At 63.0% G+C, this 21243-nt stretch carries 23 protein-coding genes; 14 read left to right on the top strand and 9 right to left on the bottom strand.

Annotated elements, in window-relative coordinates:
* Positions 1-21: 21 nt before the first annotated feature.
* Together AC0L2K_RS23265 and AC0L2K_RS23260 are read right to left on the bottom strand one after the other, a co-directional pair.
* Positions 22-429: a VOC family protein gene (locus AC0L2K_RS23265; protein ID WP_473532425.1), complete on the bottom strand. Its 408-nt coding sequence runs from the start codon at positions 427-429 to the stop codon at positions 22-24.
* Entirely contained in the window at positions 426-803 is a 378-nt protein-coding gene (locus tag AC0L2K_RS23260) for a fimbrial protein (RefSeq protein ID WP_473532424.1), read from the bottom strand. Before AC0L2K_RS23260 ends, AC0L2K_RS23265 begins: the two co-directional genes overlap by 4 nt.
* A gap of 26 nt (positions 804-829) precedes the next feature.
* Between AC0L2K_RS23260 and AC0L2K_RS23255 the strand changes: the two genes are divergently transcribed.
* The 3 genes from AC0L2K_RS23255 to AC0L2K_RS23245 all read left to right on the top strand — a co-directional run bounded on the left by AC0L2K_RS23255 (position 830) and on the right by AC0L2K_RS23245 (position 3928).
* Positions 830-1912, top strand: coding sequence for an RluA family pseudouridine synthase (locus tag AC0L2K_RS23255; RefSeq protein ID WP_473532423.1), 1083 nt, complete (start codon positions 830-832; stop codon positions 1910-1912).
* A 207-nt stretch (positions 1913-2119) separates the two neighbouring features.
* Positions 2120-3031, top strand: a complete 912-nt coding sequence (rpoH, locus tag AC0L2K_RS23250; RefSeq protein WP_023797074.1) for an RNA polymerase sigma factor RpoH — start codon at positions 2120-2122, stop codon at positions 3029-3031.
* Between the two features lie 489 nt (positions 3032-3520).
* Positions 3521-3928, top strand: a complete 408-nt coding sequence (locus AC0L2K_RS23245) for a hypothetical protein (RefSeq protein WP_473532422.1) — start codon at positions 3521-3523, stop codon at positions 3926-3928.
* Positions 3929-4110: 182 nt separating this feature from the next.
* On the opposite strand, the gene AC0L2K_RS23240 is transcribed toward AC0L2K_RS23245, so the two are convergent.
* The 4 genes from AC0L2K_RS23240 to AC0L2K_RS23225 form a co-directional block, all read right to left on the bottom strand.
* Complete coding sequence (locus tag AC0L2K_RS23240) at positions 4111-4983, bottom strand: MBL fold metallo-hydrolase (protein WP_473512202.1); 873 nt, start codon at positions 4981-4983, stop codon at positions 4111-4113.
* A 145-nt stretch (positions 4984-5128) separates the two neighbouring features.
* Positions 5129-5788 (bottom strand): peroxiredoxin, encoded by a 660-nt coding sequence (locus AC0L2K_RS23235; protein WP_077380501.1) that lies wholly within the window; start codon positions 5786-5788, stop codon positions 5129-5131.
* Positions 5789-5999: 211 nt separating this feature from the next.
* Positions 6000-6365, bottom strand: a complete 366-nt coding sequence (locus AC0L2K_RS23230) for a cell division protein ZapA (protein WP_023797070.1) — start codon at positions 6363-6365, stop codon at positions 6000-6002.
* A gap of 11 nt (positions 6366-6376) precedes the next feature.
* Entirely contained in the window at positions 6377-6649 is a 273-nt protein-coding gene (locus AC0L2K_RS23225; protein ID WP_023797069.1) for a DUF4164 domain-containing protein, read from the bottom strand.
* 304 nt (positions 6650-6953) lie between these two features.
* Between AC0L2K_RS23225 and tkt the strand changes: the two genes are divergently transcribed.
* The 6 genes from tkt (at position 6954) to AC0L2K_RS23195 (ending at position 15604) form a co-directional block, all read left to right on the top strand.
* Positions 6954-8945, top strand: a complete 1992-nt coding sequence (gene tkt / locus AC0L2K_RS23220; protein ID WP_473532421.1) for a transketolase — start codon at positions 6954-6956, stop codon at positions 8943-8945.
* 157 nt (positions 8946-9102) lie between these two features.
* Complete coding sequence (gene gap / locus AC0L2K_RS23215; protein WP_473532420.1) at positions 9103-10113, top strand: type I glyceraldehyde-3-phosphate dehydrogenase; 1011 nt, start codon at positions 9103-9105, stop codon at positions 10111-10113.
* Positions 10114-10365: 252 nt separating this feature from the next.
* Positions 10366-12255: a potassium/proton antiporter gene (locus AC0L2K_RS23210; RefSeq protein ID WP_473532419.1), complete on the top strand. Its 1890-nt coding sequence runs from the start codon at positions 10366-10368 to the stop codon at positions 12253-12255.
* A 110-nt stretch (positions 12256-12365) separates the two neighbouring features.
* Positions 12366-13562 carry a phosphoglycerate kinase gene (locus AC0L2K_RS23205; protein WP_473532418.1) on the top strand — a complete coding sequence of 399 codons (1197 nt, stop codon included), beginning with the start codon at positions 12366-12368 and terminating at the stop codon, positions 13560-13562.
* A 153-nt stretch (positions 13563-13715) separates the two neighbouring features.
* Positions 13716-14741, top strand: a complete 1026-nt coding sequence (locus AC0L2K_RS23200; RefSeq protein ID WP_287068431.1) for a class I fructose-bisphosphate aldolase — start codon at positions 13716-13718, stop codon at positions 14739-14741.
* 131 nt (positions 14742-14872) lie between these two features.
* Positions 14873-15604, top strand: coding sequence for an SGNH/GDSL hydrolase family protein (locus AC0L2K_RS23195; protein WP_236368861.1), 732 nt, complete (start codon positions 14873-14875; stop codon positions 15602-15604).
* Positions 15605-15733: 129 nt separating this feature from the next.
* Here AC0L2K_RS23195 and AC0L2K_RS23190 read toward each other — a convergent pair whose 3' ends face one another.
* Together AC0L2K_RS23190 and AC0L2K_RS23185 are read right to left on the bottom strand one after the other, a co-directional pair.
* Positions 15734-15895 (bottom strand): hypothetical protein, encoded by a 162-nt coding sequence (locus AC0L2K_RS23190; protein WP_128170600.1) that lies wholly within the window; start codon positions 15893-15895, stop codon positions 15734-15736.
* Between the two features lie 160 nt (positions 15896-16055).
* Complete coding sequence (locus tag AC0L2K_RS23185) at positions 16056-17009, bottom strand: ring-cleaving dioxygenase (RefSeq protein WP_473532417.1); 954 nt, start codon at positions 17007-17009, stop codon at positions 16056-16058.
* 256 nt (positions 17010-17265) lie between these two features.
* On the opposite strand from AC0L2K_RS23185, the gene AC0L2K_RS23180 reads away from it, so the two are divergent.
* The 4 genes from AC0L2K_RS23180 (at position 17266) to AC0L2K_RS23165 (ending at position 19421) form a co-directional block, all read left to right on the top strand.
* Positions 17266-17433, top strand: coding sequence for a hypothetical protein (locus AC0L2K_RS23180; protein WP_419695014.1), 168 nt, complete (start codon positions 17266-17268; stop codon positions 17431-17433).
* Positions 17434-17516: 83 nt separating this feature from the next.
* Positions 17517-18119, top strand: a complete 603-nt coding sequence (locus tag AC0L2K_RS23175) for a DJ-1/PfpI family protein (RefSeq protein ID WP_473532416.1) — start codon at positions 17517-17519, stop codon at positions 18117-18119.
* 101 nt (positions 18120-18220) lie between these two features.
* Positions 18221-18631 (top strand): hypothetical protein, encoded by a 411-nt coding sequence (locus tag AC0L2K_RS23170; RefSeq protein ID WP_473532415.1) that lies wholly within the window; start codon positions 18221-18223, stop codon positions 18629-18631.
* Between the two features lie 70 nt (positions 18632-18701).
* On the top strand, positions 18702-19421 hold the full coding sequence (locus tag AC0L2K_RS23165) for a helix-turn-helix transcriptional regulator (RefSeq protein WP_023797058.1): 720 nt from the start codon (positions 18702-18704) through the stop codon (positions 19419-19421).
* Between the two features lie 161 nt (positions 19422-19582).
* Here AC0L2K_RS23165 and AC0L2K_RS23160 read toward each other — a convergent pair whose 3' ends face one another.
* Complete coding sequence (locus AC0L2K_RS23160; protein ID WP_027152980.1) at positions 19583-20278, bottom strand: DUF1013 domain-containing protein; 696 nt, start codon at positions 20276-20278, stop codon at positions 19583-19585.
* 345 nt (positions 20279-20623) lie between these two features.
* Between AC0L2K_RS23160 and AC0L2K_RS23155 the strand changes: the two genes are divergently transcribed.
* The gene (locus AC0L2K_RS23155) at positions 20624-21241 is read left to right on the top strand and encodes a LysE family transporter (protein WP_473532414.1); all 618 of its coding nucleotides are present in this window, start codon (positions 20624-20626) and stop codon (positions 21239-21241) included.
* Positions 21242-21243: the final 2 nt, after the last annotated feature.

Here is a 21243-nt window from a genome sequence, read left to right as displayed (position 1 = left end):
GGGGAAATATCCGTTGCAGACCTATCGTTTTGGCTCGATCAAGTCCCAGAGATTTCCATGGAGATCGGCGAAAACCGCCACAGTGCCATAGGGCTCAACGCGGGGCGCCTCACGGAATTCAACGCCCTTTGCGAGCATTGCCGCGTGGTCGCGGACAAAATCGTCGGTCTCGAGGAACAGAAAGACGCGGCCGCCGGTCTGGTTGCCGATGCGGCTTGCTTGCATATCGTCCGACGCTTCGGCCAGCAGCAGTCGCGCGCCTTGTCCGTTCGCCGGCGCCACCGTGACCCAGCGCTTGCCGCCGCCGAGATCGACGTCCTCGGTGAGCAAAAAGCCCAGCTTGTCGACATACCAGGCGATCGCCTCATCGTAATTTGCGACGACAAGCGCGACGGTGGCGACGCGGCGATTTTCGGCGAAACCAATCATTTGTTGCGGATCGAAAAGCGGCCGATGACGCGGCGCTCAGTGATGTCGTAGACAAAAATGGCGCGGCTGCCGTCGGCAAGCTCCGCATCGATGGAGACGCGGTCGCCGGAAAGCGACTGGCTGATGACCTTGGCGCCGACCGGCAGCACGATGTCGCCGGTCAGCGGCTCGCCTGATGGCACGTGGATGTCGCCGGCAAGGGACGGGTCTGCCGGTGGCGCGCTGCGCGTTTTGTAGACAAGGGCTGCAATCACCACCATAAGGGCGAGGAACAGCAAGCCGAGATTGATAGCGACGAAGCGGACGAGCTTCTTGCGCACCTTTTCGACTTCGGGGTCGAGCGGCTTTTCCTCGTCTTCATCGGCAGCAGCCATGGCAAACCATTCCGGAACGATTTTCGATGAGCGCTCATAACGAAGAGACCCCGATATTGATAGAGGATGGATTGACGGGCGGATCGCCAAATGGGGGATCGCCAGACGGGGGATCAGTCGTGCTGGAAGCAGGCCCCGATGCGGCCGGCCAGCGGCTCGACCAATGGCTGGCGGGCAAGCTCGGCCCGGACATGTCGCGCAGCCGGGTGCAGATGCTGATCAGACAGGGCGCCGTCAAGGTCGGCGGCCAGCCGGTCAATGAGACCAAACGCAAGATGGCAGCCGGTGACCGCGTATCGGTCGACATGCCGGAGCCGGAGCCGGCGGAGCCGCAAGGCGAGAACATCCCGCTCGACGTCCTATATGAAGACAATGAATTGATCGTCATCGACAAGCCGCCGGGGCTGGTCGTCCATCCCGGCGCCGGCAACTGGACCGGCACGCTGGTCAACGCGCTGATCCACCATTGCGGCGACAGTCTTTCCGGCATCGGCGGCGTGCGGCGGCCGGGCATCGTCCACCGACTGGACAAGGAGACCAGCGGCGTCATGGTCGTGGCCAAGACCGACCGCGCCCACAAATCATTGTCGGAGGCCTTTGCCGACCATGGCCTGACCGGCGATCTCAAACGCGCCTATCTGGCGCTGGTCTGGGGCATTCCGATGAGACCGACAGGCACGGTCGACGAGCCACTCGGTCGCGCTGCCGACCGCGTGCGCCGTGCCGTGGTGCCGGAGGGCCGCGACGATGCCCGCCACGCCGTCACCCATTTCACGGTGGTCGAGCGCTTTGGCGAGCAGCAAAAGGAGTTTGCCACGGCGAGCCTGGTCGAATGCCGGCTCGAGACCGGCCGCACCCATCAGATCCGCGTCCACATGGCTCATATCGGCCATCCGGTCGTCGGCGATCCCGATTACGGCCAGGCCTTTCGCACCAAGGCGAACCGGCTGCCCGAGCCGCTGAAAGGCCAGGTGAAGGCCTTTCCGCGACAGGCATTGCATGCCCGCCTGCTTGAATTTCGGCATCCGACTACCCATTTACCGATGAGGTTCGAGGCGCCGCTACCGAGCGACATGGAGGAACTCGTGGACGGCTTCCGCAGACTCTGAACCGGCTTCATCCATTCAAAACCAGATCGGCAAAAACCTGACCCGCGTTGTTCACTTTGGCGTGACACACTGTTTCGTGTTGAACCAAATGCTATCCTTTCTGGTTTTGTTCCTGTATACATCCGCTGTCGCGAACGAGCCTTTTGGCGTTCGTGACATATGCCCGCCGCGTTAGGGGGCACCACTCCAAGAGAGAGGGGCGCTATCATGGCCCAGTCACTACCCAGTATCGTTTCCGGCGAAGGCGGCCTCAGCCGCTACCTGGAAGAAATCCGTCGCTTTCCGATGCTTCAGCCGCAGGAAGAGTACATGCTCGCCAAGCGTTACGCTGAGCACGAGGACACCACGGCTGCGCACAAGCTCGTCACCAGCCACCTTCGGCTCGTCGCCAAGATCGCCATGGGCTATCGCGGCTACGGCCTGCCGATCGGCGAAGTGATCTCGGAAGGCAATGTCGGCCTGATGCAGGCCGTCAAGAAATTCGAACCGGAGCGCGGCTTCCGGCTCGCCACCTACGCCATGTGGTGGATCAAGGCCTCGATCCAGGAATACATTCTGCGCTCGTGGAGCCTGGTCAAGATGGGCACCACCGCCAACCAGAAGCGCCTGTTCTTCAACCTGCGCAAGGTGAAGGGCAAGATCCAGGCGCTCGACGACGGCGACTTGAAGCCCGAGCAGATCGCCGAGATCGCCACCCGCCTCAACGTGTCGGAAGCGGAAGTGGTGTCGATGAACCGCCGCCTGTCGGGCGACGCCTCGCTCAACGCGCCGATCCGGGCGAGCGAAGGCGAGTCCGGTGAGTGGCAGGACTGGCTGGTCGATGACCACGAAAGCCAGGAAGAGGCGCTGATCGAGCAGGACGAACTGGAAAACCGGCGCGGCATGCTGTCCGGCGCTCTTGCCGTGCTCAACGAGCGCGAGCGGCGCATCTTCGAGGCGCGCCGCCTGGCCGAGGAGCCGCTGACGCTGGAAGAGCTGTCGGCCGAGTTCGACATCAGCCGCGAGCGCGTGCGCCAGATCGAGGTGCGCGCCTTCGAGAAGGTGCAGGACGCGGTCAAGGCCGCAGCCAAGCGCCAGATGCAGGCGCTGCGCACCATCGAGGCGCAGCCGGCGGCGTAAAACTCCGGCAAAAACAAATAGCGGCGGCGTCAGGTAACTGGCGTCGCCTTTTTTATGGTCCACTGACTGCGGGGGAACTGTCCCTTGGTGTCATAGTCTAGCTGGATTGCCGGTTCCGCCGCGCCTTTGCGAACGCCCGATCCGTCGTCAGCTCAACCTTCGGTGTGATCAGCCTGGCTGGCTCATAGCGGCAATATAGCAATTTTCCCCAAGCCCTGGAAACCGCAACGCTGCAAATTGTGGCGGCAATGTTCCGGCGTCGACACCGGCTTCCGTCGTGAAATTTCACAAGGTGGCGTTTGCGGCAAGCGGGCGCGACAATGGGCCGTCCGGAGCCTGCGCTGGGCAGTTGAGCTCGCCTATTTGGAAACCAAAGGCAGTATGACGATGACGATTTCTCCGTTTCTCACCGCTCTCGGGTCCGCAGGTCCCTCAGCCGACCGAGCGAAAGACATGAACCTGTATGGATGGCTAATTGGAAGCTGGGAAATGGACACGGTCCACTACCGCGATGACGGCACAATCCAGAAATGGGATGGAGAATGCCATTTTGGCTGGGTGCTCGAAGGCCGCGCGATTCAGGACGTCTGGATCAGGCCCAAGCGCCCTGCGCCATCCACGATGTATGGCACGACTTTGCGCATCTTCGATCCTGGGATCGATGGCTGGCACGTCATATGGAATGACCCGCTCAACCGAGATCACTCGCGCCAGATCGGGCGGGCCGAGGGTAAGGACATTGTCCAACTCGGCATTGATTCGCGAGGTCTGAAAACTCGATGGCGTTTCACCGAGATCACTGCCAACAGCTTCCATTGGATCGGCGAGGAAAGATCTTCCGAGAGCGACCCTTGGCAAATCACGTATGAACATTTAGTCCGCCGAACAAAACCCTGAAGCTAGAATAGCTGGCGTCTGCGCTGCCCCTCATCCGGCTGCCGCCACCTTCTCCCCGTATAGTGACGGGGAGAAGAGGCAGCGTCAGCCAAAGCGTCCTTCTCCCCGTCACTATACGGGGAGAAGTGCCCGGCAGGGCGATGAGGGGCAGCGCCGAGATTGCAAAAGTTGGACCGCGCCCCTCAAAGGCAATCCAACGGAAATTTCAAATAGCGGCGGCCGTTGGATTCCGGTTCCGGCAGGCGCCCGCCATTCATGTTGACCTGCAGCGCGTGCAGGATCAGCCTCGGCATCGGCAGCGTCCTGTCGCGCGCCTCGCGCAACGCAACGAAATCGGCCTCGGTCCTGCAAGCGGCAACATGGGTGTTCTTGGATTTTTGTTCCGCGACCGTGCTCTCCCACAAGGGCTCGCGCCCCTCCGCCTGGTAGTCATGACCGACGAACAGACGTGTCTCGTCCGGCAGCGCGAGGATATTTTGGATCGAGCGCCAGAGTTGCGCGGCACTGCCGCCGGGAAAGTCCGCTCTCGCCGTGCCGCTGTCCGGCATGAACAGCGTATCATGGATGAAAGCGGCGTCGCCGATCACATAGGTGATCGAGGCCAGCGTGTGGCCCGGCGAAAAAAGCACCTTTGCCGGAACGCCGCCGACCGAAAAGGTCTCGCCGTCGGCAAACAGCCTGTTCCACTGGGATCCGTCGGCAGGAAACCCCGGCCAGTTGTAGATTGCCTTCCACAGTTTCTGGACGTCGACGACCTTCTCGCCGATCGCCGTCGGCGCTCCTGTCTTTGTGCTGAGATAGTGTGCCGCCGAGAAATGGTCGGCATGCGGGTGGGTGTCGAGGATCCATTCGACAACCAGCCGTTGATCTCTGATGAAGTCGAGCAGGGCGTCGGCATTTTTCGTGGCAGTGGCGCCGGACTTCTCGTCGAAATCCAGGACCGGATCAATAATTGCGCATCGTCGCGTCTGCGGGTCGGCAACGACATACTGGATGGACCCGCTCGGCTTGTCGTAAAAGCCTGCCACCTGCAGCCTGGCCGATGTCGCGTCCAATCCCGGCTCCCTCAACTCTCACCCGGCAGGAATGGTTTTCCCTGCCGGGGTAAAAGAAGAGCATGGTCATTCGCCAGCGCCACGCCGTCAAGCACCGCATGCTTCGCCGAGGCAAAAAAGCCGAAAATCCTTCCGTGCCGCCTTCTCAGGCGGAGGGCTGCTTGGTCTTCCGGAGATACGGCAGGATCGTCTCGAAGGCGCCGAAACGCTTGACCGCATCCTCGTTGGAAACAGCGGCGGTGATGATGACGTCCTCGCCCTGCTTCCAGTTCGCCGGCGTCGCCACCTGGTGCTTGGCGGTCAACTGTATGGAATCGATCGCACGCAGGATCTCATCGAAGTTACGGCCGGTCGTCATCGGATAGGTGAGAACCAGCTTGATCTTCTTGTCGGGGCCGATGACATAAACTGAACGCACCGTAGCGTTGTCGGCGGGCGTGCGGCCTTCCGAGGTTTCGCCGGCGCCCGCCGGCAGCATCTCGTAAAGCTTGGCGACCTTGAGGTCCTTGTCGCCGATCAGCGGGTAGTTCACCGATTGGCCGGTCGCCTTTTTGATATCATCCTGCCATTTGCCATGGCTTTCGACCGGATCAACGGAAATGCCGATGATCTTGACGTTGCGCTTCTTGAACTCGCCTTCCAGCCCGGCCATCGTGCCGAGCTCGGTCGTGCAGACCGGCGTGAAATTCTTCGGATGGCTGAAAAGCACCGCCCAGCCGTCACCGATCCATTCGTGGAAGTTGATCGTCCCTTGCGTGGTTTCGGCCGTGAAATCCGGCGCGGTGTCGTTGATACGAAGGCTCATGATGCGTCCCTACCCTGTGATTGCAGCCGGCATGGACCATCCACCGGCCCTGCTTCCGCCTTTTTACCACTGCGGCGTCATCCTTCATACGCCTGTTGCACCGGTACCGGGGCCGGCGACGACAACTTTTTCGCCTTTTGTCGTAAACAGCAGCATTTCCCGCCCATTGATGCCGGCGCAATAGGGCGTTGGGCGCGACAGTAGTGGAAATCTAGGCCTTGTTCACCGCCAGCGTCGTGGCCAGATCTTCCATGCGCTGGGCGAGCGCGCCAAGCGCTTGGGTCAGCACGGAATCGTTCTTGTCGGCCTTGGTCAGCGCATCGTCACGCGTCTTGCGCAGCGTCAGCACTTCGCTTTCCATGCCCTTGACGCGTTTTTGCAGTTCCGAAAGCTCGTCCATGACCATGATGCCGGCCATCACGGTCAGCCGTTGGTCGCCGATTTCGCCGAATGAGTCTTTCAGATGCGAGACATAGCGGTCGAAGCGCTCGGCAAGGTCGATCAGATGCTCTTCCTGGCCTTCGTCGCAAGCCATGCGATACTGCTTGCCATCGATGGAAACCGTGACTTGTGCCATTGGGCCAGCCCCTATCTATCCAACACGGCGCGGATGGTTTCCATGGCGGTCACCAGCCGACGCGACACTTCCTTGTTGGCGTCTTCCAGCCGTTCGGCGCGCGCTTCGGAATTGTCGAGTTCCTGCGCCAGCCGCGAGCGGTCGGCGTTCATGCGCTGCACCTCCGCCTCGGCTTCCGTATAGTCGCGCTCGTGCTCGAGCTTGGCCGCGACGGCGTTTTCCAGCCCCTCGATGGCCTTACCCAGCCTGGCGATGACTTCCTTGAGTGTCGTTTCCCCGGTCATGGCTTTCGTCCTGCGCCCTGCCCATCACCGAATCATCCACGTTCAGAACGCGTTATGTCTGAAACATTACGCGCCGTGTGAAGCCAACGTCAATAAAGCTCTCGCGACTGTCCCCTGCTAACGCTAATTTAGGCCACCAAAGCCCTCCTGGCGCCATCGCAAGACCGGCAAAAGCGCCGGTTTACTGACCAACAAGATTGGCAAATTCGCGCCGGTTTGTTGACTAAAAAGCCGCGCCTGCTATGTGTCGCGCACCCCTTTCCAGGGCTCTCCCAAGGCCCCGAACCCCGACACTGGAGGAAGCATGACCTCGCGTGAACAACATGACCGGATGGCCAATGCGATCCGTTTTCTTTCCATGGACGCCGTCGAGAAGGCCCAGTCCGGCCACCCCGGCCTGCCCATGGGCTGCGCCGACATCGCCACGGTGGTGTTCACGCGTTTCCTGAAATACGATGCGAAGAACCCGCATTGGCCCGATCGCGACCGTTTCATCCTGTCGGCCGGCCACGGTTCGATGCTGCTTTATTCGCTGCTTTATCTGACCGGCTACGACGACATCACCCTCGACCAGATCAAGCATTTCCGCCAGGTGGGGTCGAGGACGGCAGGCCATCCCGAATATGGCCATGCCGCCGGCATCGAGACGACGACCGGCCCGCTCGGCCAGGGCCTTGCCAATTCGGTCGGTTTCGCGCTCGGCGAGCGCATCATGAATGCCGCCTTCGGCAACGACCTCGTCGACCACTACACCTATGTGCTGGCCGGTGACGGCTGCCTGATGGAGGGCGTTTCCCAGGAAGCCATCGCGCTTGCCGGACATCTCAAGCTGAACAAGCTGATCGTCTTTTGGGACAACAACAACATCTCGATCGACGGCCCGGTTTCGCTGGCCGACAACACCGATCAGGTCGCCCGCTTCCAGGCGTCCGGCTGGAATGCCAGCCACATCGACGGCCAGGATCCGGAAGCGATCGCCTATGCCATCGAGGCGGCGCGCCATTCCGACAAACCGACGATGATCGCCTGCAAGACGACGATCGGCTTCGGCGCGCCGACCAAGGCCGGCACCAACAAGGCGCACGGCTCGCCGCTCGGCGCCGAGGAAATCGCCGGCGCGAGAAAATTCTTCGGCTGGGATTATCCGCCCTTCGAAGTTCCTGCCGATATCCTCGATGCCTGGCGCGACGCCGGCAAGACCGGCGTCAAGGCACGCGCCGACTGGGAAGGCCGCCTTGCCAGGGCCGACGCCCAGTTGCGCAGCGAATTCGAGCGCCGCATCAGTGGCACGCTGCCGGCGAATTTTGACGCCGTCATCACCGACTACAAGAAGAAGCTCGCCACGGACAAACCGAAGGTCGCCACCCGAAAATCGTCGGAAATGGCGCTCGAAGTCATCAACGGCGCCGTGCCGGAAACCATCGGCGGCTCGGCCGACCTGACCGGCTCCAACAACACCAAGACCAGCCAGACCAAGAACATCACCTCAGACGACTACGGCCAGCGCTACGTTCACTACGGCATCCGCGAGCACGGCATGGCCGCCGCGCTCAACGGACTGACGCTGCATGGCGGCCTCATCGCCTATGGCGGCACGTTCATGTGCTTTTCCGACTATGCCCGTCCGTCGATGCGGCTCGCCTCGCTGATGGGCATCCGCTCGATCTTCGTCATGACCCACGATTCCATCGGTCTCGGCGAAGACGGCCCGACCCATCAGCCGGTCGAGCATCTGGCCGCATTGCGCGCCATCCCGAACCACAATGTCTTCCGCCCGGCCGACGCGGTCGAGACCGCCGAGTGCTGGCAGCTGGCCATCGAGCAGGAAAAGACGCCTTCGACGCTGGCGCTGACCCGGCAGAACCTGCCGGCGGTGCGCAACGACTTCGTTGCGGAAAATCTTTGTCGCCAGGGCGCCTATGAGCTGGCCGCCGCCAGTGGCGACGCCGCGGTGACGATCTTCGCTTCGGGTTCCGAGGTCGAGATTGCGTTGGCGGCGCGCGAGGCATTGGAGAAGCACGGCCATCCGACCCGCGTCGTCTCTGTGCCCTGCTTCGAATTGTTCGACAAGCAGAGCGCCGACTATCGCAACAAGACGATCGGCAACGCGCCGGTCAAGATCGCCATCGAAGCCGGCATCCGCCAGGGCTGGGATCATTTCATCGGCACCGACGGCATCTTCATCGGCATGACCGGCTTCGGCGCCTCTGGCACGATCGAGCAACTCTATCCGCATTTCGGCATCACCGCCGAAGCGACGGTGAAGGCGGCGGAAGCCCGCCTGCACGGCGAGTGAATGTGCTGGTCTCCGGCGAAGTCGCACATGGCGGTTTCGCCGGCAGCCGCGACCTAATGGACTTAAATCCAACCCATCGACGGCTGGATTCTTTGCCAGCCCGCCGTTATGAAGCTGCGGACTTGATCTTCGGCCTCCAACTCCCAGGGAGAGAAAAATGACCGTCAGAGTTGCCATCAACGGATTCGGCCGCATCGGCCGCAACATCCTGCGCGCCATCCACGAATCCGGCCGCAGGGACATCGATGTCGTCGCCGTCAACGACCTCGGCCCGGTCGAGACCAATGCGCATCTGCTGCGCTACGACAGCGTGCATGGCCGCTTCCCGCATGAAGTGACGGTCGACGGTGACCAGATCACCGTCGGCAGCGAAAAATTCAAGGTAACCGCGATCAAGGACCCGACGCAGCTGCCGTGGAAGGAACTCGGCATCGATGTTGCGCTCGAATGCACCGGCATCTTCACCGCCCGCGACAAGGCCGCCGCACATCTGACCGCCGGCGCCAAGCGGGTCCTCGTCTCGGCGCCGGCCGAGGGCGCCGACCTCACCGTCGTCTATGGCATCAACCATGACAAGCTGACCACGGACCACATTGTCATCTCGAATGCCTCCTGCACCACCAACTGCTTGGCACCGCTGGCAGCCGTGCTGCATGAGGCCGTCGGCATCGAGAAGGGCATGATGACGACGATCCACTCCTACACCGGTGACCAGCCGACATTGGACACCATGCACAAGGATCTCTACCGCGCCCGCGCCGCGGCGCTGTCGCAGATCCCGACCTCGACCGGTGCGGCCAAGGCGATCGGCCTGGTGCTGCCCGATCTCAAGGGCAAGCTCGATGGGATCTCCATTCGCGTGCCGACCCCGAACGTCTCGGTTGTCGACTTCAAGTTCATCGCCAAGCGTTCGACCACGGTGCAGGAAATCAACGAGGCGGTGATCGCCGCCTCCAACGGCAAGTTGAAGGGCGTTCTCGCCGTCACCAGTCACCCGAACGTGTCGATCGACTTCAACCACGATCCGCATTCCTCGATCATGGCGCTCGACCAGACCAAGGTCATGGACGGCAACTTCGTTTCGGTGCTGTCCTGGTACGACAATGAATGGGGTTTTTCCAACCGCATGGCCGACACCGCCGTCGCCTTCGGCAAGACCATCGCCTGATCGCGGAACCATCCTCTCGCGACATGAAAACGCCCGGCCTGTCCGGGCGTTTTTATGAGAGCGCCCAGCGCCCTTTTGAATGCGCAACGACGCTCTAAGGGTTTGTCTGGCAAGACCCGCGCCTTGAGCGCCAAAACACTCGAAAATCAGCGGCATAGGGCAAAAAACCACCCTCACGCCTTGCACCGGTCATGTCTTCGCCTCACTCTCCCGTAAAGCGAGAGGGACACGAATTCGAGGGGCAATTGGCGGATGGAGCATGCGATCTATCTCATGACGCTGGTCGGCGCCGCGCTCGTCGTCGCCGCCGCGTTTTCGAGCCTGATCGCCTTCCGCTTCGGCGCCCCTCTGTTGCTGCTGTTTCTCTGCATTGGCCTGGCCACGGGAACCGACGGCCTCGGCATCCAGTTCGACAACGCGCGGCTGGCTTATTTTGCCGGCTCACTGGCGCTGGCGGTCATCCTGTTCGATTCCGGTTTCGGCACACCGCTCAACGCCCTGCGGCAGGCGGCCGGACCGGCGCTGTCGCTGGCGACCGTCGGCGTCCTTCTGACCACCGGCCTGTTCGGCGCCGTCGCCCACTATCTGCTCGATCTCAGCTGGCTGGAATCCTTCTTGCTCGGCGCCGCTGTCGCCTCGACCGACGCCGCAGCGGTGTTCTTCCTGCTGCGCGCCGGCGAGATCAATTTGCGCGAACGCGTGCGTTCCACGCTCGAGGTGGAATCCGGCACCAACGACCCGATCGCCATCTTCCTGACCATAAGCCTGGTCGAGATCATCGCCGCCAACGCCAGCCCCGAGGCCAGGGTGCTGGTTACCGACCTCGTCCTCGGCTTCCTTATCAACATGGGGCTTGGCGCCATCGTCGGCATTTTCGGCGGCCTCGCCATCGTTCGCCTCGTCGACCGGCTCAATCTCGACCACGGGCTGCTGCCGATCTTCGTGCTGACGCTGTCGCTGATGGTGTTCGCCGCCGCCGGCGCCATTGGCGGGTCCGGCTTTCTGGCGGTCTATCTCGCCGGCCTCATTGCCGGCAATTCCGACATCCGCGCCGTCACCATCCTCAAGCGCTTCCAGGACGGCATGTCGTGGCTGGCGCAGATCATCATGTTCCTGATCCTCGGCCTGTTCGCGACGCCCTCGCAATTTCCGGCGATCCTGCTGCCGGCGGTGCTGCTGGGCCTGTTCCTGATATTCGTGGCGCGGCCGATCGCCGTCTGGCTTTGCCTGATGCCGTTTCGTCTGCCGCGCCCGGAAGTCGCCTTCGTCTCATGGGTGGGTCTGCGTGGCGCCGTGTCGATCCTGCTCGCCATCACGCCGCTGCTTGGCGGTCTTGAGAATGGCCGCTTCATCTTCAACACCGCCTTCATCGTGGTGCTGGTATCGCTGGTCATCCAGGGATGGACCGTCGGACCGCTGGCGCGCCGCCTCGGCCTGATCGTGCCCGCCCGCCTGGGTCCGTTGGACAAGGTCGAGCTCGAACTGCCTGGCTCCGCCCATCACGAGCTGCTCGCCTACCGCGTGGCACCAGGCAGCCCGGTGGCGCGCGGCGAGCGCATTCCGCGCTGGGCGCGGCCGTCGCTGGTGCTGCGCGACGGCCGCTCGATGCGCTTCCAGGACATGGGCAGGCTCGCCGCCGGCGACCATGTCTACATCTTCGTGCCGGATCGCTATCCGGCCCTGCTCGACAAGCTGTTCGCCAGCCGCGCCGTGGTCGATCCCGAGGATGCCGACTTCTTCGGCGCCTTCGCCGTCGATCCGGCGCGCTCCGCCGCGGAACTGGAAGCCGCTTACGCGCCAGGCCTGACCGAGGAGGAACGCAAGCTGACCGTCGGCGACCTGGTGACGGCGCGGCTCGGCGGCCATGCCGAATATGCCGACCGCGTGCTGATTGGTCCGATCGAGCTGATCGTCCGCGACGTCGACGACAAGGGCAGGATCACCGGTCTCGGTCTTTCCCTGGAGCCGACCGCGCCGGTGGCGCGGGTGCCAGTGTTCCTGAGTGCCGGCGAGATCGCCGACCGCATCGTTGGCTTTGTTCGCAATTGGCGCAAGCGGACCAAAAAGCAGGATGCCGAGGCGCCGGACGACGCGGAACCGGCTCCACAGCCAGTGATGGAAAAAACAACCGGCGAGGGCTGACTGCTTGCGACCCGAGGCGCGGATCATATTTTCCGTGAACTCCCACGCAGGTCTTGCATCGTCGTTGATGCGGGGTAAGGTCCCCGCGATTTTTCGCGAAAGGGAACAGCATGGCCGGCTTTAAGACACTGGACGACATCGGCAATATCGACGGCAAGCGTGTGCTGGTGCGCGTCGACCTCAACGTTCCCGTCGCCGACGGCAAGGTCACCGACGCCACCCGCATCGAGCGCATCGCGCCGACCATCGCCGAGCTTTCCGGCAAGGGCGCCAAGGTCATCCTGCTTGCCCATTTCGGCCGGCCCAAGGATGGACCTTCGCCCGAATTCTCGCTTGAGCCGATCGCCAGGGCGGCCGCGGAGGTGCTTGGCCGCCCTGTCGGCTTCGCGGCCGATTGCATCGGCGACAAGGCCGCGAGCGCCGTCGCCGCCATGAACAACGGCGACGTGCTGCTGCTCGAAAACACCCGCTTCTACAAGGCCGAGGAGAAGAACGACCCGGCCTTCACCGAAAAGCTCGCCGCCAATGGCGACATCTTCGTCAACGACGCCTTTTCCGCCGCCCACCGCGCCCATTCGTCGACGGAAGGGCTTGCGCACCTGCTGCCGGCCTTCGCCGGCCGTACCATGCAAGCCGAACTCGACGCGCTGGAAAAGGGCCTCGGCAATCCCGTCCGCCCTGTCGTAGCCATCGTCGGCGGCGCCAAGGTCTCGAGCAAGATCGACCTCCTGATGAACCTGGTGAAGAAGGTCGACGCGCTGGTCATCGGCGGCGGCATGGCCAACACCTTCCTCGCCGCGCGCGGCACCGCCGTCGGAAAATCGCTGTGCGAGCATGATCTCGCCAGCACCGCCAAGCAGATCATGATCGAGGCGGCCGAAGCCGGCTGCGCCGTCATCCTGCCGGTCGACGGTGTCGTCGCCAGGGAATTCAAGGCGGGCGCCGCCAGCGAAACCGTCGCCATAGCAGAGGTGCCGGCCGACGCCATGATCCTCGATGTCGGCGAAAACACCGTGAAGACCGTTGCCGACTGGATCGACCGCGCCGCGACGCTGGTCTGGAACGGCCCGCTCGGCGCGTTCGAGATCAAGCCGTTCGACCGGGCGACGGTGGCGGCGGCCAGGCACGCCGCGGCCCGCACCAAGGCCGGCAAATTGATCTCGGTGGCAGGTGGCGGCGACACGGTGGCCGCCCTCAACCATGCCGGCGTCGCCGAGGACTTCACTTATGTCTCGACTGCCGGCGGCGCCTTCCTGGAATGGATGGAGGGCAAGCCGCTTCCCGGTGTCGATGTCCTGAAGCGATAGAATGCCCTGGGCAACAGGCGGACGACGGCGTTTGCGCGTTTCAATCGATTCGAGTTTTCCACTCGGAATGGTTCGACTTGAACCCGCCTTGCTCTGGTGGTCTGCTAGCCCGGATATTTCACTGTTGGAACAACCGGTTCAGGAGGATGCACAATGAGCGAACGTCTCGAGGACATTGCCGCTGCGATGGTGGCCGACGGCAAGGGTCTATTGGCCGCCGACGAGAGTTCCGGCACCATCAAGAAGCGCTTCGACGTCATCGGCGTCGAATCGACCGCCGACAGCCGCCGCGACTATCGCGAGATGATGTTCCGCGCCAAGGAGGCGATGACCCGATACATCTCCGGCGTCATCCTTTTTGACGAAACCATTCGTCAGAAAGCCGCGGACGGCACGCCGCTGGTCGACATCATCAAGGCGACCGGCGCGATTCCGGGCATCAAGGTCGATGCAGGCGCCAAGCCTCTGGCCGGGTATCCCGGCGACACCATCACCGAAGGCCTCGACGGCCTGCGCGAGCGGCTCGCCGACTACTATAAGCTCGGCGCCCGTTTCGCCAAATGGCGCGCGGTGATCGACATCGACGTCGCCAAAGGCGTGCCTTCCGCCACGTCGATCGGCTCGAACGCTCATGCGCTCGCCCGCTATGCGGCGCTCTGCCAGGAGGCCGGCATCGTGCCGATCGTCGAGCCGGAGGTGCTGATGGACGGCGCCCACGACATCGGCACCTGCTACGAGATCAGCAAGGCAACGCTGACGAAACTCTACACCGAGCTCTACGCCGCCCGCGTCGTCCTCGAAGGCACCATTCTGAAGCCGAACATGGTTCTCGCCGGCAAGAAGTCTGGCAACACCAGCAGCCCCGAAGAGGTCGCAGAAAAGACCATAAAACTGTTCCGCGAGACGGTGCCGGCAGCGATTGGCGGCATCGCCTTTCTCTCCGGCGGACAATCGGACGAGGAGGCGACCGCCAACCTCAACGCCATCAACGCCATCGGCCCGCATCCATGGAAGCTGACCTTCTCCTATGGCCGCGCCTTGCAGGCGGCGCCACAGAAGGCCTGGGCCGGCAAGGCGGCCAACGTCGCCGCGGCCCAGGCCGCTTTCGCCCACCGCGCCCACATGAACCACCTGGCAGCGCTAGGCAAATGGCAGCCGGAACTGGAACAGGCCGCCTGACCGGTTTTTTTTTCCTCGTCCGAACCCGGGCCATGGCCCGGGTTCCATCCGCTCCAAAATGCTCCAAAAAAATGCGGCGCGCTGTCGGCTTGCGTTGAGCCCGAAAGTCGTTTGCCATTAAACGGTTTGCGATGCAGCGCTTTCTTGCCCTCCTCACCTGGCTCGCCTTTCCGGTCTATGTCTGGCAGGGGCTTGGCGTGCGCCGCCGCACCAGCCGCATGCTGCCGGCGCAAGGTCCGGTCATGCACGAGATTTCGGGCCAGGCGCCGGCGATCTCGCTGCTGATGCTTGGCGATTCTTCCGCCGCCTCGGTCGGCATCGGCAATTCCGAATACGGGCTGGCCGCGCAACTGGCCGAGCTGATCTCAAAACGCACCGGCCGCGCCGTGCGCTGGCGGGCAGCCGGGTTCAACTCGGCGACCTCAGGCCAGATCCGCGACCATGTGCTGCCCAATCTGTCGGCCGATCCCTGGACGCATATCGTGCTCGCCATCGGCACCAACGACACCAAGAACTTTCACTCGGTGCCACGCTTCAAAAGCGATTTTGGCGGCCTGCTCTACGCGCTGCGCGCCAAATGGCCGGAGGCGCGCGTGGTGTGGTCGCCGGTGCTGGAATTCACCCGCGCACCGGCAATGCCGCCGCTGCTCGGAAAGATCCTGGAGATCCGCGCCGCCGAGATGAACCGGATGGGCGAGCGCCTTTGCCTCGAACGCGGCGCTGTGCCGGCGCCGCGCCTGCCGATCACCGATGCCGAAGCCGGTTTTGCCTCCGACGGATTTCATGCCTCGGAAGCCGGCTACCGGGCCTGGGCGGAACATCTGGTCGACTTGGTGCTGGCCAACGAACCACGCCTCGCGTAGCGGCCCGCCAGCCCTAATGCATGTCGCGCAAAAGCATGCCCTCGGGCTTGAACCGAGGGTGTGCAGCGGTTTTGCGATAAAACAACAACCTAAAGCGCGTCGCGTGAGGTCGGTCGAACGCGACGCGTTTTAGGCCCAATGGCCCAGCGCCGCTGTAATCGAAATTGCCGCCATCGCCAGCACCGCCAGCTTCCAAAAATCGCTGCGCCGCTTCAGCCCCGGCCAGCCGAGCGGCTTGATCAACTGGATGACCATCATGGCAATGATAACGAGCGCGAGGAGTTTCGACATGGCCGCTTTTGACTAGCGCATCGGCCCGCAAATCGAAATCGATTTCGGAAAGCACGATCCGTAGAAGGTGCTGTAGCGTCCTTTGCGCGTCAAAAAGGACGCGGCGCTCCGGCATCGCGCTCAGCTGTCGAAGCGCTCCTTTCGCTCCCTCACGGGAGCACTATGCCAGCGGCTTGAGATTGGCCTCGATCGCAGCCCGTTTCGGTTCGAGGAACGGTGGCAAGGCCAGCCTTTCGCCCAGCGTTTCCAGCGGCTCGTCGGCCGTGAATCCCGGGCCGTCTGTCGCAATCTCGAATAGTATGCCGTTTGGCTCGCGGAAATAGAGCGAGCGGAAGTAGTATCGCTCGACCTCACCGCTTGACGGAAGGCGGAACTCGGCCAGCCGCGCCGTCCATTGATGCAAAATCTCCTGGTCCGGCGCCCTGAATGCCACGTGGTGGACTGCACCGGCGCCCTGCCGTGCCGGCGCAAGGCCCGGCTGCACGGCGACATGAAGCTCCGCCGCCGGGCCGCCTTCTCCCATCTCGAAGACGTAAACCTGGCCCTGACCATCCGGCGAGGCATAGTCCCGCGCCTTGCGCATGTTCATCACCCTGGTCAGCACGGTTTCAGTGTTGGTGATGTCGGGAACGCTGACGACGATAGGCCCGAGCCCGCGTATCTGGTGCTCGACTGGGACCGGGCTTTGCACCCAGGGGTGACTGTCGCCCTTGCCGCCATCGCTGACGAGACGCAGGCGCTGGCCTTCCGGGTCTTCGAAGTCCAGCGACGGGTAGCCGCCGATATCGCCGGTCTCTCCCGTCGCGACGGTCTCGCCGGACAAGTGTTGCTTCCACCAGGCAAGGCTTTCAGGGCTGGCGACCCTCAGGCTGGTCCGCACGATGCTGTTGGTGCCGCGCCGCTCGCGTCCTACCGGCCAATCGAAGAAGGTAAGATCGGTGCCAGGCGTCGCCTCGGCGTCGGCATAGAAAAGGTGATAGGCCGACGTGTCGTCCTGATTGACCGTCTTCTTGACCAGTCGCAGGCCCAGGGTCCTGGTGTAGAAACGAAGGTTTCCGGGTGCATTGGCCGTGATTGCGGTCAGATGGTGAATTCCTGTCAGTTGCAGGCTCATTGTCATCTCCCTGATTTCTGGAAATTTTTCTCCTTAGATATCAGAACCCCGGCCCTGTCGCTGCTGCGGATTCCGACGGTCCGTCGTTGGCAGATGAAAGACTTGATCCCGGCGACGAGAAAGCCTGCTTCACTCGGGCAAACGGATCAGAACCGGCAAAACCTGGCACGCTCACTAAAGACCGCTCAGCCTCCTGACAGACTGCTGTCAGGAGGGCTGTGCGATAGTGTCTCCATCGAAAGAGAGGAGACCAGCCATGAACGGTTTTACCATTCTGCGTAGCGTTCAGCACTATGTCGGCAAGATCCGGACGATGCGCAACGAGATCCGCACCCGGCGTTTGATGAACGGGTTGCCGCAGAGCATCCGCAAGGACATCGGTTGGCCGGATAATTATGAAGGCCGCCACGGCCGCGGCCATTGAGGCGATTTTTTGCGGCAGCGGTTGCATGCCGACGCCACGCGCCCAGATAAACAGGTCAGCCGGACCGAAAGACGGAGCAGCAAATGTCGGAACAGAAAACTATCGGCGTTCTTTTCATCGATCGCTTCGCCGACTGGGAATACGGGCTGCTGGCGGCTTCGGCGGTCGAATGGTTCGGCGCACGCGCGGTTTCGCTGGCGCCGAACGGCAAACCGGTGACTTCGGCCAGCGGATTTATGCTGACGCCCGACCGCTCCACCGCAGTTGATGAAAACACCGATCTTGACGCCGTCGCGGTCATCGGCTCCGACCAGTGGGTCGATGCTCCGCCTGACGTCTCCGCACTGCTGACAGCGGTCGCAGCGCGCGGCGGTGTGGTCGGCGGCATCTGTGCGGGCACGCTGGCACTGGCGCGTGCCGGCCTGTTCGGCAACGCCAAACACACCAGCAATGGTCGTGACTGGATCAACGAAAAGGAACCGGGCTATCCGGGCGCCCAGAACTATCAGGACGTGCCCTATGCCGTCGCCGACGGTGGCATCGTGTCCGCGCCGGGTTCGGCTCCCGGCACCTTCGCTCTTGCCTATTTGAAGACGCTCTATCCCCAGAGAAGCAGCGATCTCGCTGAGATGCGCACGCTGTTCGCCAAGGAGTATGCAGAAGGGGAATATGCTGAAGCCTCCTGACAGTATGATGTCAGGAGCGGCGTGCAATAATTCGAAAGTACAAGGAGACAGACATGGCCTTCATCCCTGCAACAGCTTCGGGCTCTTCGTCTAGGTGACGCATGGTAAAGAGCTGGAGCGACAGGCTGAACACGCCGGGCATCAATGGCATCAAGCCGACGCCGCGCACTGTTGGCGACGTCGTCGAGGGCCAGCCGATGCTGGTGCCGACGGAACGGCAGGTCGATGATTTCATCCGCTCCATTCCAAAGGGCGTGGCCATGGATGTCGGCGCCTTGCGCACCGTGCTCGCCATTGAGCACGGCGCCGAAGTGACATGTCCGGTCACCATCGGCTATCATCTGCGCACTGTCGCCGAGGCCGCCAACGAGGATCTGGAACGCGGCATGACGCTGAGCGACATCGCGCCGTTCTGGCGGGTGCTGGATGCAAAGACGCCGACAACAGGGAAGTTGTCCTTCGGCGCGGCATTCGTCGCCGCGCAGCGCAAGCGCGAAGGGCTTGAGCCATAATGCATCGCCCGAAAGCTGGAACCGGTTTGGGGACAACGACAGGCTAAAAACAACATCGAGGGACCGTACGATGCGCCGCGCCGACAGGCTCTTCCAGATCGTGCAGCATCTGCGCGGTGGCCGTCTGGTCACCGCCCAGAAGCTGGGCACGTGGCTCGAGGTTTCCGAGCGAACCATCTACCGCGACATCGCCGACCTGCAGTCGACGGGCGTGCCGATCGACGGCGAGGCCGGCGTCGGCTACATGATGAGGGAGGGTTTCGACCTTCCGCCGCTGATGTTCACGCGTGACGAGATCGTCGCGCTGGTCGCCGGCGCCCGCATGGTGCGCGCATTTGGCGGCGCTGCCATGGCGCGGGCCGCCGACGAGGCGCTGGTCAAGATCGGCGCCGTGCTGCCCGATGCCGAGAAGGACCGCATCGCCCGCACCGAGATCCACACGCCGATGTGGGTGGTGAGCGACGCCGCCCGCGAAGCCATCGACCTGATCGAGCGCGCGGTGGAAAAACGCCAGGTGCTGACCATTGACTACTCCGACGAAGCAGGCCGCAGCACGGTGCGCGACATCAGGCCATTGGGCCTGTGGTTCTGGGGCAAGGTGTGGACGCTGGTCGCCTGGTGCGAGATGCGCGACGACTTTCGCGCTTTCCGCATCGACCGCATTGCTTCAGTGGTCATAGCCGGCCGCGTCTTCAAGCCGGAGCGCGGCAAGCAGCTCGCCGATTTTTACCGTGCGGTGGAGCGCAGCGAGGACTACGGCATGGCGCCGGACCGGGCCGCGCGAACCTAGCCGCGGCGCTTCTTGCCTTCTCCCCTTGTGGGAGAAGGTGGCCGCGAAGCGGCCGGATGTTCCAGGGAACGCCGACGCCTCATTTCTTCCAACACCCCTCTTCCGTCTCGGCGCTGCGCGCCGATCCACCTTCTCCCACAAGGGGAGAAGGAAGAGGCGCCTCACTCCTCGTCGTCCTTGTCCTCGTCCTTCGACTTCAGCGCCGAGAGCTTGGCGAAGACGGCGTTGGCGTCGAGTTCCGCATCCTCGTCCCTTGGCTTCTCCGGCGCCGGCACGAGGCGCTCGGTCAATGCCGCCGGCAGCAGCGTGTCGCCGGCCGGCTGTGCCTGTTCGCGGCCACGCGAGGCGCGGTTGACTTCCATGTCGAGGTCGATCTGCGAGGCGAGCCCCAGCGTCACCGGATCCATCGGCTGCAGGTTGGCTGAGTTCCAGTGCTTTCTGTCGCGGATCTGGTCGATCGTCGACTTGGTGGTGCCGACGAGGCGCGCGATCTGCGCGTCCTTCAACTCGGGATGGTTGCGCACCAGCCAGAGGATGGCATTGGGCCGGTCCTGGCGCTTCGACAGCGGCGTGTAGCGCGGACCCTTGCGCTTGGATTCCGGCACCCGCACCTTGGGGTCTGACAGCTTCAGCCGATGGTTCGGATCCTTCTCGGCGCGTGCGATCTCGTCGCGGCTCAGCTGGCCGGTCATGATCGGGTCCATGCCCTTGATGCCTTGCGCCGATTCGCCGTCGGCGATCGCCTTGACCTCGAGCGGATGCAGTCCGCAGAACTGCGCGATCTGCTCGAAGGACAGCGCGGTGTTGTCGACCAGCCAGACGGCGGTCGCCTTGGGCATCAGCAGCGTATTGGCCATTGCAAATATCCTTCTCGTTCGCCCGCGTTCCCGCGCGGGCGGTGGTTTTAGAGCCACCAAAATGGGAAAATCGCCGTTTATATAGCCGCTCCGTTGCCGTTCCGCAACGTTTTTGGAAGGTAGTCGCGAGATGGCGGGAGATATCGAACCTGTCAAGGCAGCCTTGTCGGCTTCAGCATCGCGCCTTCGGTGAGCCGCTCAGCGGCCGCAGCCGCTAGCCCGGCAACAAAACGTCCTTCTGTCGGCATTTGCCGACTGTTAGTGGGAACATGTTTCATCCACATTTCGCTTCGGTAGCGGCGACCTGCTTTGGGAGAGCAAGCCGCCGCCGATGTGGGCTGATCGATGTTGGAAACCGGGCACGCTGTCGCGGCGGGGTTGTTTCCGTTCGCCATTTCCTATTCGGTTCTGGCAATGCTGCCGGGCGCCAATTTTGCTGTCGTCGCGCAGGCCGGGCTAATCGCTTCGCGTACTACAGCGCTTTCGGCAGCCGCCGGCATTGCCTTGGGCGCGAGTTCGCTGGCGATGGTCGTCGCGGCGGGCGCCGCTGCGCTGCCGCCGGGGGGCATTGCGCACCAGATAGCCGCCAGCCTTTACGGCGCAATGCTGGTCTTCATCGGCTGGAATTCGATGCGGCGGGCGCTGTCGATCACGATCGGCGCCGACGAGCCGAAGCCGGTTCCAATCGTTCGGTACTTCCGGCTGGGGTTTGTCACGGCGGCGGCAAATCCGGCCACCGCATTGTTTTTTGCATCCTCTACTCTAGGCTTGAATACGCGCGGGGCAATTCAGATATCCGTGGTCGCGCTGGTTTTTGCCATTGCAATCGCCTGGTTTGGCCTTGTCGGCCTGGCTATTTCCCAGCCAGCCATGCGCGAATTCTACAACCGTTTCCGCAAGCACGTGGACATCGTGCTGGGAGGCGCCTTGATAGCGATTGGTTTTGCCACGCTTAGCCATTGAAG

The sequence above is a fragment of the Mesorhizobium sp. WSM4817 genome, from assembly GCF_055811135.1.
The sequence above is the reverse complement of the archived record's forward strand: the minus strand, read 5'-3'. Positions and strand labels throughout refer to the sequence as shown.

Bases quoted from the DNA above. Each gene is read 5' to 3' on its own strand.
- gap (WP_473532420.1), top strand. From the start codon at position 9,103: ATGACCGTCAGAGTTGCCATCAACGGATTCGGCCGCATCGGCCGCAAC.
- AC0L2K_RS23210 (WP_473532419.1), top strand. From the start codon at position 10,366: ATGGAGCATGCGATCTATCTCATGACGCTGGTCGGCGCCGCGCTCGTC.
- AC0L2K_RS23225 (WP_023797069.1), bottom strand. From the start codon at position 6,649: ATGACCGGGGAAACGACACTCAAGGAAGTCATCGCCAGGCTGGGTAAG.
- AC0L2K_RS23245 (WP_473532422.1), top strand. From the start codon at position 3,521: ATGGACACGGTCCACTACCGCGATGACGGCACAATCCAGAAATGGGAT.
- AC0L2K_RS23180 (WP_419695014.1), top strand. From the start codon at position 17,266: ATGAACGGTTTTACCATTCTGCGTAGCGTTCAGCACTATGTCGGCAAG.
- AC0L2K_RS23205 (WP_473532418.1), top strand. From the start codon at position 12,366: ATGGCCGGCTTTAAGACACTGGACGACATCGGCAATATCGACGGCAAG.
- AC0L2K_RS23195 (WP_236368861.1), top strand. From the start codon at position 14,873: ATGCAGCGCTTTCTTGCCCTCCTCACCTGGCTCGCCTTTCCGGTCTAT.
- tkt (WP_473532421.1), top strand. From the start codon at position 6,954: ATGACCTCGCGTGAACAACATGACCGGATGGCCAATGCGATCCGTTTT.
- AC0L2K_RS23170 (WP_473532415.1), top strand. From the start codon at position 18,221: ATGGTAAAGAGCTGGAGCGACAGGCTGAACACGCCGGGCATCAATGGC.
- AC0L2K_RS23235 (WP_077380501.1), bottom strand. From the start codon at position 5,788: ATGAGCCTTCGTATCAACGACACCGCGCCGGATTTCACGGCCGAAACC.
- AC0L2K_RS23155 (WP_473532414.1), top strand. From the start codon at position 20,624: ATGTTGGAAACCGGGCACGCTGTCGCGGCGGGGTTGTTTCCGTTCGCC.
- AC0L2K_RS23230 (WP_023797070.1), bottom strand. From the start codon at position 6,365: ATGGCACAAGTCACGGTTTCCATCGATGGCAAGCAGTATCGCATGGCT.
- AC0L2K_RS23165 (WP_023797058.1), top strand. From the start codon at position 18,702: ATGCGCCGCGCCGACAGGCTCTTCCAGATCGTGCAGCATCTGCGCGGT.
- AC0L2K_RS23175 (WP_473532416.1), top strand. From the start codon at position 17,517: ATGTCGGAACAGAAAACTATCGGCGTTCTTTTCATCGATCGCTTCGCC.
- AC0L2K_RS23185 (WP_473532417.1), bottom strand. From the start codon at position 17,009: ATGAGCCTGCAACTGACAGGAATTCACCATCTGACCGCAATCACGGCC.
- AC0L2K_RS23190 (WP_128170600.1), bottom strand. From the start codon at position 15,895: ATGTCGAAACTCCTCGCGCTCGTTATCATTGCCATGATGGTCATCCAG.
- AC0L2K_RS23255 (WP_473532423.1), top strand. From the start codon at position 830: ATGAGCGCTCATAACGAAGAGACCCCGATATTGATAGAGGATGGATTG.
- AC0L2K_RS23265 (WP_473532425.1), bottom strand. From the start codon at position 429: ATGATTGGTTTCGCCGAAAATCGCCGCGTCGCCACCGTCGCGCTTGTC.
- AC0L2K_RS23260 (WP_473532424.1), bottom strand. From the start codon at position 803: ATGGCTGCTGCCGATGAAGACGAGGAAAAGCCGCTCGACCCCGAAGTC.
- AC0L2K_RS23200 (WP_287068431.1), top strand. From the start codon at position 13,716: ATGAGCGAACGTCTCGAGGACATTGCCGCTGCGATGGTGGCCGACGGC.
- rpoH (WP_023797074.1), top strand. From the start codon at position 2,120: ATGGCCCAGTCACTACCCAGTATCGTTTCCGGCGAAGGCGGCCTCAGC.
- AC0L2K_RS23160 (WP_027152980.1), bottom strand. From the start codon at position 20,278: ATGGCCAATACGCTGCTGATGCCCAAGGCGACCGCCGTCTGGCTGGTC.